The organism is Cellulomonas sp. SLBN-39, from assembly GCF_006715865.1.
Classification (GTDB): Bacteria; Actinomycetota; Actinomycetes; order Actinomycetales; family Cellulomonadaceae; genus Cellulomonas.
This window is the reverse complement of sequence record NZ_VFOA01000001.1, coordinates 908,378-920,528: the sequence shown is the minus strand read 5'-3', so window position 1 is coordinate 920,528 and position 12,151 is coordinate 908,378. Positions and strand designations below refer to the sequence as shown.

The window sequence follows — 12,151 nt, the reverse complement described above, 5'->3', positions numbered from 1 at the left end:
CGCTAGGCCTGCCGTGCGCGCCGCGCCGGGGGACCTGGGTCCCTGCCCCGCGGCCGGCGGGCCCGGCGCGCGGGCCGACCGGCGGACGGACTGTCGGGTGCCGCGCCGGGCGCTAGGTTGGGTGCATGGCACGCACCGAGGACCCGCGCACCGCACCGCCGATCCGCTGGGGCATCCTCGGCGCCGGCAACATCGCCAGCACGTTCGCGCACTCGGTGCGCGAGTTCACCCGCGCGCAGCTCGTGGCGGTGGGCTCGCGGCACCGTGACCGCGCCGAGCGGTTCGCCACGGCGCACGGCATCCCGACCACGCACCTGGGCTACCGCCAGCTCGTCGAGGACCCGCAGGTCGACGTCGTGTACGTCGCCACGCCGCACTCCGAGCACAAGGAGCACGCGCTCCTCGCCATCGCCGCCGGCAAGCACGTGCTGGTGGAGAAGGCCTTCACGCGCAACGCCGCCGAGGCGGAGGAGGTCTTCGCCGCGGCCCGCGCGGCCGGGGTCTTCGTCATGGAGGCCATGTGGACGCGGTTCCTGCCGCACGTGGCCGCGCTGCACCAGGTGATCGACAACGGTGAGATCGGCGAGGTCGTCGCGGTCCGGGCCGACCACGGCCAGTACTTCGCGTACGACCCGGCGAGCCGGCTGTACGCGCCCGAGCTGGCGGGCGGCGCGCTGCTCGACCTGGGTGTGTACCCCGTCGCGTGGGCGCACGACTTCCTCGGCGTGCCGACGGGCGTGCACGCCTTCGGCCAGAAGACGCAGACGGGCGTCGACGGCCAGGTGTCGATGGTGCTGGAGTACGGCGAGCAGGTGCAGGCGACCCTGCACACGACGCTGTGGTCGAAGACGCCGACGACGTCGTCGATCTCCGGCACCGAGGGGTACGTGCGCGTCGCCGGCAGCTTCTACGGGCCGACGTCGTTCCGCGTGGCGCGCCGCGACGGGCGGCAGTGGACGTTCGAGCAGCCCTTCGCGCGCGGCCTGCAGTACGAGGCCGCCGAGGTCGCCCGCCGGATCGCCGACGGGGACACCGAGAGCCCGCGCCTGACGTGGCAGCAGACGCTGGACGTCATGCGCACGATGGACGAGGTGCGCCGGCAGGTCGGGGTGGCGTACCCGGGCGAGTGACGCGCGCGACGCCCGCCGTCCGGGGACGTCGCGCGTCGGCGGCTGCCGCTAGCCTGGCGCCGTGACCGCCCGTGGAGTGTTCGTCTCGTTCGAGGGCGGGGACGGTGTCGGCAAGTCGACGCAGGTCGTCCTGCTGGCCCGGCACCTGACCGCGCAGGGGCACGAGGTCGTGGTGACGCGCGAGCCCGGGGGCACGCCCCTGGGCCTCGAGCTGCGGCAGGCCGTGCTGCACGGCGACGACCTGGACCCCCGGACCGAGGCGCTGCTGTACGCCACCGACCGCGCCCACCACGTGGCGTCGGTCGTGCGACCGGCGCTCGCCCGGGGCGCGGCGGTCGTGACGGACCGGTACCTGGACTCGTCGGTCGCGTACCAGGGCACGGGGCGCGACCTGGGTGCCGACGAGGTGGAGCGGCTCAACCTCTGGGCGGTCGACGGGCTGCTGCCCGACCTGACGGTCCTGCTCGACCTCGACCCCGTGGTGGGTCTCGCGCGGCTGACGGGCGACCCGGACCGGCTGGAGTCCGCGGGCGACGAGTTCCACCGCCGGACGCGGCAGGCGTTCCTCGACCGTGCCGCGGCCGACCCGGGCCGGTGGGTCGTCATCGACGCGGCGCAGCCCCCGGAGGTCGTGGCCGCGCAGGTGCAGCAGCGGCTCGCGGCGCTGCCCCGGGCCGGCGCGGGCGCGTGAGCGTCTGGGACGACCTCGTCGGGCAGGAGCCCGCGGTCGAGGTGCTGCGGCGGGCGGTCGACGACCCTGCCGCGATGACGCACGCGTGGCTGCTCACGGGCCCGCCGGGGTCCGGACGGTCGAACGCGGCCCGCGCGTTCGCGGCCGCGCTGCAGTGCGAGCAGGGCGGCTGCGGGCACTGCCACGCGTGCACGACCGTGCTGGGCGGCACGCACCCGGACGTGACGCTCGTCGCCACCGAGGGCGTCTTCATCCGCGTGGACGCGACGCGTCCGCTGGTCGAGCTCGCGCAGCGCTCCCCGTCGCAGGGGCGGTGGCGCGTCATCGTGGTCGAGGACGCCGACCGGTTCAACGACCAGAGCGCGAACGTCCTGCTCAAGGCGGTGGAGGAGCCGCCGGCGCGCACGGTGTGGCTGCTGTGCGCACCGAGCCCCGAGGACGTGCTGGTCACGATCCGCTCGCGCAGCCGCTCGGTCGCGCTCCGGGTGCCGCCGGTCGAGGCGGTCGTCGAGCTGCTGGTGCGCCGGGACGGGATCGACCCGCGCACGGCGGCGGTGGCGGCCCGCGCGGCGCAGTCCCACATCGGTGTGGCCCGGCGCCTGGCCCGCGACGAGCAGGCCCGTGAGCGTCGCGCGCAGGTGCTGGGCCTCGCGTCGCGCGTGCGGGGCGTCGGCGACGCGGTGCTCGCGGCCGGCGAGCTGGTCGAGACGGCGCAGGCCGACGCGAAGGCGGCGACGGAGGAGCGCGACGCGCAGGAGAAGAACGAGCTGCTGCGCCAGCTGGGCGCCGAGGGGGCCGCGACGCTGCCGCCGGCGCTGCGTGCCCAGGTGCGTCAGCTCGAGGAGGAGCAGAAGCGGCGGGCGACCCGTGCGCAGCGCGACGTGCTCGACCGCGCCATGGTCGACCTGCTCTCGCTGTACCGCGACGTGCTCGTCGTGCAGCTCGGCGCGGGCGTCGACCTGGTGAACGTCGAGCAGGAGCCGGACGTGCGGGCCCTGGCAGCGGCGAGCACGCCCGAGCAGACGCTGCGCCGCATGGACGCCGTGGGCCAGGCGCGCACGCGGCTGGCGGGCAACGTGGCACCGCTGCTGGCGGTGGAGGCGATGGCGATCGCGCTCCGGCCGCAGGCCTGAGCCGGCACCCGGGTGCGGGGGCGGGCAGCGCGCGAGACGTGCGCGCCGTGCAGGTTACGGTAGGCGCCATGCCGACCCCCGCCGTCCTGCGACGGTGCGCCCTCGTCGTCGTCCTCCTCCTCGCCGCCACAGGCTGCGCCGCGCCCAAGCACCAGGCCACGGCGCCGACGTCGTCCGCCGCGGCCGACGTGCCGCCCGAGCTGGCGACGTACTACGGGCAGACGCCGGAGTGGACGGTCTGCGGCGACAACGAGTGCACCGACGTCGTCGTCCCGCTCGACTGGTCCGACCCCGCGGGGGAGACGATCACCGTCGCCGTCGAGCGCGCGCCGGCCACCGACGGCGACCCGGTCGGATCGCTGCTGGTCAACCCGGGCGGGCCGGGCGTGAGCGCGATCTCGTTCCTCTCGTCGTTCCAGCTGCTCGTGAGCGCGGAGGTGCTGGCCGAGTACGACCTGGTGGCCGTCGACCCCCGCGGCGTCGAGGCGTCCGCACCCGTGACGTGCGTGGGGCCGACCGAGCTCGACGAGTTCTTCGCGTGGTCGGGCGACCTGAGCACGGACGAGGGCCTCGAGGAGGCCATGGCGCGCAACGGGGCGTTCGGCGAGGCGTGCCTGGAGCAGACGGGTCCCGTGCTGGGGCACGTCGACACGGCGTCCTCGGCGCGCGACATGGACGTGGTGCGCGCGGTGCTGGGCGACGACGCCCTGACGTACCTCGGGTACTCCTACGGCACGGACCTGGGGGCGACGTACGCGGCGCTGTTCCCGGAGCGGGTCGGGCGGATGGTGCTCGACGGTGCGCTCAACCCGACGATCGACTCCGGTGAGCTGGCCGCGGGCCAGGCGGAGGGGTTCGAGAGCGCGCTGCGCGCGTACGTCGCCGACTGCCAGGCCGGGGCGGGCTGCCCGCTGACCGGTGACGTCGACGCCGGCATGGGGCAGATCCGCGCGCTGCTGGACCGGGTCGGCGACAGCCCGCTGCCCACGGACCAGGGTCGCCCGCTGACGCAGTCCCTGGCGTTCTACGGCGTGGCGATGCCCCTCTACGCGGAGCAGCTGTGGCCCGCGCTGACGCAGGCGCTGGCCGCGGCCACCCAGCAGGCGGACGGCTCGGTGCTGCTGCAGCTCGCGGACCAGTACCTGGGGCGGCTGGAGGACGGCTCGTACGACTCGAACCAGAACGAGGCGTTCGCGGCCATCACGTGCCTCGACGCGCGTCCGTCCTCGGACGTGGCGGACATGCGCGCGGCCGCCGAGCAGATCAGCGCGGTCGCACCGACCGTGGGGCAGTTCTTCTCGTACGGCGGCGCGTCGTGCGCGCGGTGGCCCGTGCCGGAGGTCGGCCCCCTCGACTCGTACGCCGCCGAGGGCGCGGCCCCGATCGTCGTCATCGGCACGACCAACGACCCGGCGACCCCGTACGTGTGGGCCGAGGAGCTCGCGGACATCCTCAGCTCGGGCGTGCTGCTGACCTACGAGGGCGAGGGGCACACCGCGTACGGCCGCTCGAACGACTGCATCGCCGACGCCGTCGACCAGTACCTCCTCACGGGCGAGGCCCCGCAGGACGGCACCCGCTGCTGACTTTGGTGACCCGGCCGGTGCCGGGTACAGTGGGCGCGCTCGCCGTGCTCCGCCCGGTCCCGTGAGGGGCGGTCGGTGACGACGACGCCGCCTTAGCTCAGTCGGCAGAGCGTCTCACTCGTAATGAGAAGGTCAAGGGTTCGATTCCCTTAGGCGGCTCCGCGACGAAGGCCCGGCACCCCAGGTGCCGGGCCTTCGTCATGCCCGGGTCACACGTCCGCCCGACCGCAGTCGTGGCCGTCGGGTGACCACACGATTCAGTGCCCCACCAGGGAGTGAGGTCCCGGGTGAGATGTGCGCGTCGCCGGGCCGGAATCCGCTTGCCGGGTCCAGCATGGCGCCATGGCGGAGCAGATCCGGCCCGGGGGGGCTGACGACGAGTGGCTGGTCGACGTGACCGACGAGGACATCCGGGTCGCGCGGCTGGCGTGGATGTGCGCGCGTGACCGCGGCGCCACCGACCTGCGGATCACGCAGCTCTACGAGTCCTACCGCGGGCTCGTGATGATGCAGGCGCAGCAGATCGCCGAGGACTTCCGCTACCGGCACGCGTCCTGACGCGCGCGGCCCCGCCCCGACCGGTGGGCCGGGGCGGGGCCGCGGTGCGTCAGAGCAGCGGTGCCGCCTGGCCCAGCACGAGCGGGCCACCGACCTCGCGGCCGCCGTCCGCGTCGGCTGCGAACGCGTGGGCGACCCGAATGCCGACCTCGCCCGCGGCGGAGGCGTCGACGACCACGCGGGACCCGCCGTCGTGCGGCTCCGCCCACGCCACCGCGGCCTCGTCGGCACCGCTGCGGCGCGCCTGCTCGCGCGCCTGGGCCAGGGCGTCGGGCCCGTCGAGGTCGGTGGTGCGCAGCCCGGAGGCGTCCCGCACGCTGACGAACGCGCCCACGCCGGCGGGGTCGGCGACGGCGCGCGCGAGTGCGCGCTCGAGAGAGCGCAGTGCGAGGTCGAGCACCGTCTCCGACGGACGGTGGGGGAGCGCGTCGGGGCCGGGCAGGGCGCCTTCGACGGCCGGGGAGGTGGCGGGCCCGGTGTCGGGACGTGCCCGACGGCGGGAGGGGAGCGCGGTCGGCGCGGGAGCCGGTGTCGCCTGGGCCACGGGAGCGGGGTCGGCCGCGTCGGCGGCCGCAGGCACTGCGCCCGCCGCGTCGGCGGGAGCGGGCACGTGCGCCGCGGGGACGGGGCTCGGGACGGGACCGGCGGCCGACGTGACTGCCGTCGACGGGCCCGTGAGGTGCGCCACCGCGCGGTCGACGTAGCCCGGCACCCAGTCCTGCGCGCGGGCCCGCCACCGGGCGTGCGCGTCGAGCACGGCGAGGACGGGTGCGGACGGCCGGTCGGGGTGCACGACGCCGGGCGTCGCCCCGTCAGGCCCCGCGCACATCACCCAGGTGGCGCCGGGTGCGCGGGACACGAGCACGTCGCCGACGGCGATGCCGAGGGCGGCCACCGCACCGGTCGGCGCGGGGGCGTCGGCGGCGTGCCGGGCGAGCAGGTCCGCCCACCGGGCCGCCAGCGACGCGGGGTCGGCGGTGTCGACGCCGTCCTCGCGCAGCCACACGCGCAGGCGGTCGAGGTGCAGGTTCTCCACCGGGCTCAGCGCGCGCGTCGTGGCCGCGGGGTCGGCAGGGTCCCCGGCGGGGACGTCGGTGCCGTGGTCGCGAGCGCCGACGGGCTGGTCAGCGGTCGGGGCGGCGGTCTCGTCCGCGGCGTCGCCGACGGGGGCGGACGGGTCGGACGGGGTGCGCCCGAGGGTGGTGGTGGCGCTGTCCATGCCGGAGGCATCGGTCGGCGCGGTGCGGGCCTTGAGGCGGGGCGCCGGTGTCGCGTGCATGCGCCCACGTTCTCACCCGTCGGGCACCGCGCGGGCGTCCTCGGCTACCGTGGCCGCGACGGGTGCCGCGGGTGCGGCGCCGCCGAGCCGACCGGGGGGTCCGACCGTGCGTCGTGCTGCTGTCGCCGCCGTGACCGCCGCCTCGTTCGCCCTGGGCGGCGGCGCCGGGGCGTGGGCGTGGTCGGTCGCGCAGCACCGCGAGGCCGCGGACGCGCGGCTGCAGGCGCAGGAGCGGGTCGACGAGGCCGTCGGCGCCGCGCACGCGGAGGCCGCCGCGGCGGGGCTCGCGGTGGGCGTTCTCGGGGCGTCGGGCACCGACGGGGTGCTCGCCGCCGCACGCCCCGCGCTGGAGGCGGAGGTCGAGGCGTCGCGCACCGTGCTCGACGAGAGCGACGGCCAGGTGGCCGACGACACGGCCCGTCTCGCGCTGGCGGCCGCGATCGACGCGGTCCCCGGCGGGCCGGCGTCGGCGGCGGCCATGCGTGCCGCGACGGCACGCCTCGTGGAGGCCCGGACGGCCGTGGAGGAGGCCGTGGGTGCGCGGCGCGAGGCCGACGAGGCCGCTGCCGCAGCAGCTGCGGCCGCTGCCGCCGCGGCCGCAGCAGCCCCGGGGGCCGGCACGGACGGGGACGGGGACGCGCCGGCGGCCGGCTGCGGGACGACGTACTCCGGCCCGGCGTTCTACACGTCCACGCCGACGGAGGGCGGGGACGGCTCCAACGGTCGGCTGACGCCGCAGATGCTGTCCGCGGTCTCGTGGACGACCGACTCCCGCGGCACGCCGTTCTACCTGCGGGCCGACGCGACCGCCGCGCTCGAGCGGCTCAACGTCGCGTTCCGGGCGGCGCTGGGGCACGACCTGGCGCTCGACCTCGCGTACCGCGACTACGACACGCAGGTGGCGATGCGCGCCGCGCTCGGGTCGGTGGCGGCGGTGCCCGGCACGTCGTCGCACGGCACGGGGCTGGCGCTCGACGTGCCGGAGCTGCCGTGCACGTACGGGTGGGACTCCCCGGCGCGGGCGTGGCTCGTGGCGAACGGGCCCGCGTACGGGTGGGTGTCGCCGTCGTGGGCGCAGCGCGGCGGCTCCAACCCGGAGTACTGGCACTACGAGTTCCGCGGCTGACCAGGCGCCGCCGTCGGCCGCGTCGGCGGGCCGCTCGTCCGTGCAGGCAGTCCGGTCGGGCGGCGCGGTGCGGGTGGCCTCCGTGCGGGTCGTCTCAGTGCGGGCGGTCGCGGTCGCGTGACGGCTGCACGCGCTTGGGCTCGCCGGGCATCTTCGGGTACTCCGGCGGGTACGGCAGGTCGCCGTGGCCCTCGTCCCGCTCCTGCCGGTCGGCCAGCTCGAGCAGCGGCTCGATCGAGAACCGCGGCGCGGCGTGCGCCACGAGCGGCGCGAACAGGTCCCCGACCTGCGCGAACCGCGCGGCCATGGTGCCGACGTCGAAGTCGTCGGGGTGCACGTCGGGCAGCTCGTCCCACGTGACCGGGGCGGACACGGTGCCGCGGGCGTTGGCGCGCACCGAGTACGCCGACGCGATGGTGCGGTCGCGCGCCATCTGGTTGTAGTCGACGAAGATCGTGGCGCCGCGCTCCTCCTTCCACCAGCGCATCGTGACCTGGTCGGGCAGGCGTCGTTCGAGCTCGCGGCCCAGCGCGATGGTGGCCCGGCGCGCGTCGACGAACGTCCACCGCGGCTCGATCGGCACGAACACGTGCACGCCCCGCCCGCCGGACGTCTTGGGGTACCCCGTCAGGCCGTGCTCGGCGAGCAGCTCGCGCACGTGGGGGGCCACGCGCACGGCGTCGGAGAAGTCCGTGCCGGGCTGCGGGTCGAGGTCGATCCGCAGCTGGTCGGGCCGCTCCACGTCGTCGCGGACCACCGGCCAGGGGTGGAACGTCAGGGTCCCGAGGTTCGCGGCCCACGCGACGACGGCCAGCTCGGTGGGGGCGACCTCGTCGGCGGTCCGTCCGCTGGGGAACGCGATGCGGGACGTCTCGACCCAGTCCGGAGCGCCCTGCGGGACCCGCTTCTGGTAGAACGCGTCGCCCGAGGAGTCCTGGCGCGTCGACATGCGAGCACCCTCGACGACGCCCTTCGGCCACCGCTCCAGGGTCGTCGGCCGGTGCAGCAGCGCTCCGAGGATGCCGTCGCCGACGGCCAGGAAGTGCTGCACGACGTCGAGCTTGGTGAACCCGCGCTGCGGGAGCACCACGCGGTCGGGACTGCTGACCCGCACCGTGCGACCGCGCACGTCGAGCTCGACCGCGGGCGCCGAAGGTGTCATGGGTCACACGCTAGGGCGGGTCGTCGGTGCCGGCACGGCGGCGTCCGCCTCGGCGACGAGCAGGCCGCGCCGGTGCGCGATCGACACGGCCTCGGTGCGGCCGGACGCCCCGAGCTTGGCCAGCACGTTCGAGACGTGCACGGAGACGGTCTTGCCCGAGATGAACAGCCGCTCCCCGACCTGCCGGTTCGACAGGCCCTGCGCGACGAGGGCGAGGACCTCCGCCTCGCGCGCCGTGAGCACGTCGGTGCCCGGCAGCCGGACGTCGTCGACCGCAAGGCGGCCGCGCCGCACGAGCGCGCGCACCTGCTCGGCCAGGGGCTCCGCGCCCAGCGCGACCGCCTCCGCCAGCGCCGCGCCCGCCTCCCGCGCGGCCCCGGCGCGGTCGCCGACCCCGAGCGCCGCCTCCGCCAGCCGGGCCCGGGAGCGCGCGGCCTCGTAGCGGTGCCCGTACCCGAAGGCCTCGACGGCCTGCGCCCACGCGTCGGGGTCGGCGTCGCCGTGCGCGCGGGCGTGCTCGGCGCGCGCCCGCAGCAGCCACGCCCGCCCCTCGGGGCCCAGGACGCCGCCGTGCGGCCGCCCCTCCCGGGCGGCCCGTTCCGCCCGGACCAGCCACGCGTCGGCCCGCGCCAGCAGCTCGTCGCGGTCGGCCGGGGCCGGGCCCGGCGCGGTGGTCTCCTCGGCGAGCCCCGCCAGGGCGAGCGCACCGATCCGGATGGCGCCCAGCAGCCTGTCCGACCACCACGCCGTCACACCGTCGAGGACCTCGGCGGCGACCTGCTCGGCCGCACGCCCCTGCCCGGCCCACGTCAGCGCGTCCGCCTCGTTCGTGCCGGCGATCAGCGTCACCAGCGGGTCCCGCGACCACCACGGGCGCAGGGACCGCGCACGGTCGAGGACGTCGGTGTCGCCCCGGGCCGTCGCGGCGTACAGGTCGACGGCACGCAGCAGCGCCTGCGCACCCGCGGGTGCCTCGCGGTCCGCGGGCGGGTGCGGGACGGGCGCCAGGTCGCCGGTGGCGTAGGCGACGAGGGCGCGGAACATGTGCAGGTCCACCCCGTGCGGGGCCCACGCCATGCCGACCCGCCGCGCCACGCGCACGCCCTCGGCCGCGTGCCGGCCGGCGCTGGCCAGGTCGCCCGCCGACCAGTGCGCGGACGTCAGGTTGTACCGGGTCCGCAGCTCCGTGGCCAGGTCCTGCGACTCCACCGCGCGGGCGAGCGCCTGCTCCAGCAGCCCGGCGGACTGCGCGTGGTCGAGGCGGTCCAGCACCGCGAGCGTCGTCATGGCGTCCGACTCGGCGCCCGCGTCGGCCACCGCCCGGGCCACCTGCGCGGCCTGCTCCGCGGTCTGCTCGGCCTCCTCGTCCCGGCCCGCGTTCACGGCGGCGCGCGCGTACGTCGCCAGCGCCCACGCCCGCTCCGGCGTCGGCCCGCCGGCGAGGTGGTCGACCTGGGCCAGCGCCGCCGACGCCTCCGCCATGGCCTCCCGCCCACGGTCGACGGCCAGCAGGTGCCGGGCCACGACGGTGTGCAGGGCGGCACGGCGGCGGGGCGTCAGCCCGGTCTCGTCGAGCGCGGCGCGCGCGAGCAGCACGGCCCGCTCCGGGGCGCCGGCACGGCTCGCGGCCCAGGACGCCTGCCGCAGCACCTCCGCCCGGTCGGGCGCCCCCGCGGGGTCGACCTCGTCCCTCGACCCGTCCGTCCCGTCGGGCGCGCCGACGGGACGTGCCCCCGGTCGCGCGCCGCCCGGGACGGCGTCCCACAGCCGCAGCGCCACCTCGAGGTGCCGCAGCTCCTCCGTCGGGGCCAGCAGCCGGCGCGCGTCCTGCGCAGCGGCCCACGACTCCGCCAGGGCGACGGCCACGTCGGGCACCGCCAGCGCGTGGGCCGCGCGCTCGGCGTGCGACGCCAGGTCGGGGGCGGCGCGCGTCGCGTCCAGGTACGCGCGGTGCGCGGCGGCGGCCTCGCCGGGGAGCAGGTCGGCGTGCACGGCCTCGGCCAGCAGCGCGTGCCGGAACGCGATGCGTCCGTCCTCGCCGACGAGCACGTGGTGCGCGACCGCCTCGCGCAGAGCGGCGTCCACGGCACCCGGCGCGGCGAGCGCCCCGCCGGCGTCCGCCTGCGCGGCGGCGCGCAGCAGCGGCTCGTCGACCCGGCGCCCCGCGGCGGACGCGAGCTGCACGAGGCGCAGCGCGGCCGGGTCGAGCTGCTCGACCCGGGCCCGCAGCACGTCGGCGAGCGACCAGGGGAGGTCGCCGCTCTCCGCACCGGCCTCGAGGAGCTCCTCGGTGAAGTACGCGTTGCCCTCGGCGCGCTCGCGCACGCGCCGCAGCACGCCGTCGGGCAGCGGCCGGCCCAGCGCCGCGGTGGTGAAGGCCCGCAGCTCCTCCTCGGTGAACGCCTCGAGCGTGAGCCGCTCGACGTGCGGGTGCCGGGACAGCTCGGCCAGGACGCCCCGCCACGGGTGGCGGCGGTGCACGTCGTCGGCGCGGTAGCTGGCCACGAGCAGCAGGTGCTGCCCGGCGAGCCGCGACACGAGGAACCGCAGCAGGTCGCGGCTCGACGCGTCGGCCCAGTGCAGGTCCTCCAGCACCACGACGAGCGGGTGCTCGGCCGTGCCGGCGGTCGCGAGCACCTCGGCGACGCCCTCGAACAGCTGGAGCCGGTCGGCCCCCGCGTCGCCCGCTCCCGCGGGTGCCCCGTCGACCAGCCGCGCGAGCGCCGGGCGGGCCGCGACGACGTCGTCGACCGTGCCGGGCACCTGCGTGCGCAGCGCGCCGAGGGCCTCGGCGAACGGCAGGTAGGGCAGCCCGATCTCGCCGAGGTCGACGCAGTGGCCGGTGACGACGAGCGCTCCCGCCGCGGCGGCGACGGTGCCCGCGCGGTGCAGCAGCCGGGTCTTGCCGACGCCCGCGTCCCCGCCGACGACGACGCAGGTGGGAGCGCCCGCGCGGGCCCGGTCCAGCGCGTCGAGCAGCTGCCGGACCTGGGTCTCGCGCGCGACGAAGGGTGTGCTCATCGGGCCGCGTGCCACGCCCCCGATCCTCGCAGGCGCCACCCACGGCGGGTGGCGTCGCCGCGCGCCGGTGCGGCGGCGGGCGCGACGGCCCGTGCGGCGCTGGCCGCCCGGGCGACCGCGTCGGCGGCGAGCCGCGAGGCGCGCTCCCCGGCGTCGGTGCGACGGCGTCCGCGGGCGGCCGCCGTCAGGCGCTCGCGGCGGTAGCTGATCTCGGCGTCCAGCGCCGGCCCCCACAGGGTGCTCATGGTGTCCTCCTCGTCCTGCCCCGGGCCCGTCCGCGGGTCGACGCACGGGCACGGGACCTACGGTGCGCGTGAGGCGGGGCGCGGCGGATCGGGCGGACGACGGTGCTGCGGCGGGCGCTGGCGCCCGGTGCGGCCTGAGGTGGTGCCCCGTGGGCCTGAGGCACCTCAGGCCGGCGAGGTCAGGGGCCGACCAGGGGGCTGACCGGGGGAGGACCAGGGG

General features: G+C 77.4%; 10 protein-coding genes and 1 tRNA gene. 7 read left to right on the top strand and 4 right to left on the bottom strand.

Translation table 11 applies throughout. From position 1 onward, the window contains the following. Positions 1–125: 125 nt before the first annotated feature. The 6 genes from FBY24_RS04090 (at position 126) to FBY24_RS04065 (ending at position 5,098) form a co-directional block, all read left to right on the top strand. Entirely contained in the window at positions 126–1,130 is a 1,005-nt protein-coding gene (locus FBY24_RS04090) for a Gfo/Idh/MocA family protein (RefSeq protein ID WP_140459544.1), read from the top strand. A 61-nt stretch (positions 1,131–1,191) separates the two neighbouring features. Beyond that, complete coding sequence (gene tmk / locus FBY24_RS04085; RefSeq protein ID WP_142158296.1) at positions 1,192–1,821, top strand: dTMP kinase; 630 nt, start codon at positions 1,192–1,194, stop codon at positions 1,819–1,821. Further along, complete coding sequence (locus FBY24_RS04080) at positions 1,818–2,954, top strand: DNA polymerase III subunit delta' (RefSeq protein ID WP_142158294.1); 1,137 nt, start codon at positions 1,818–1,820, stop codon at positions 2,952–2,954. Before tmk ends, FBY24_RS04080 begins: the two co-directional genes overlap by 4 nt. 68 nt (positions 2,955–3,022) lie before the next feature. Beyond that, the gene (locus FBY24_RS04075; RefSeq protein WP_142158292.1) at positions 3,023–4,540 is read left to right on the top strand and encodes an alpha/beta hydrolase; all 1,518 of its coding nucleotides are present in this window, start codon (positions 3,023–3,025) and stop codon (positions 4,538–4,540) included. A gap of 86 nt (positions 4,541–4,626) precedes the next feature. Then, a tRNA-Thr gene (locus tag FBY24_RS04070) sits at positions 4,627–4,699 on the top strand. A 183-nt stretch (positions 4,700–4,882) separates the two neighbouring features. Then, entirely contained in the window at positions 4,883–5,098 is a 216-nt protein-coding gene (locus FBY24_RS04065) for a hypothetical protein (protein WP_140459548.1), read from the top strand. A 49-nt stretch (positions 5,099–5,147) separates the two neighbouring features. Here the strand turns inward: FBY24_RS04065 and FBY24_RS04060 are convergent, their stop codons facing one another. Next, on the bottom strand, positions 5,148–6,377 hold the full coding sequence (locus tag FBY24_RS04060) for a hypothetical protein (protein WP_142158290.1): 1,230 nt from the start codon (positions 6,375–6,377) through the stop codon (positions 5,148–5,150). A 106-nt stretch (positions 6,378–6,483) separates the two neighbouring features. On the opposite strand from FBY24_RS04060, the gene FBY24_RS04055 reads away from it, so the two are divergent. Next, the gene (locus tag FBY24_RS04055; protein WP_255432209.1) at positions 6,484–7,503 is read left to right on the top strand and encodes a D-alanyl-D-alanine carboxypeptidase family protein; all 1,020 of its coding nucleotides are present in this window, start codon (positions 6,484–6,486) and stop codon (positions 7,501–7,503) included. Positions 7,504–7,597: 94 nt separating this feature from the next. On the opposite strand, the gene ligD is transcribed toward FBY24_RS04055, so the two are convergent. The 3 genes from ligD to FBY24_RS04040 are packed head-to-tail and all read right to left on the bottom strand — an operon-like array spanning position 7,598 to position 11,931. Continuing rightward, positions 7,598–8,665: a non-homologous end-joining DNA ligase gene (gene ligD, locus FBY24_RS04050; RefSeq protein WP_142158286.1), complete on the bottom strand. Its 1,068-nt coding sequence runs from the start codon at positions 8,663–8,665 to the stop codon at positions 7,598–7,600. 3 nt (positions 8,666–8,668) lie between these two features. Beyond that, on the bottom strand, positions 8,669–11,701 hold the full coding sequence (locus FBY24_RS04045) for a helix-turn-helix transcriptional regulator (RefSeq protein ID WP_255432208.1): 3,033 nt from the start codon (positions 11,699–11,701) through the stop codon (positions 8,669–8,671). Then, complete coding sequence (locus tag FBY24_RS04040; protein ID WP_142158283.1) at positions 11,683–11,931, bottom strand: hypothetical protein; 249 nt, start codon at positions 11,929–11,931, stop codon at positions 11,683–11,685. Before FBY24_RS04040 ends, FBY24_RS04045 begins: the two co-directional genes overlap by 19 nt. Between the last annotated feature and the right edge of the window lie 220 nt (positions 11,932–12,151).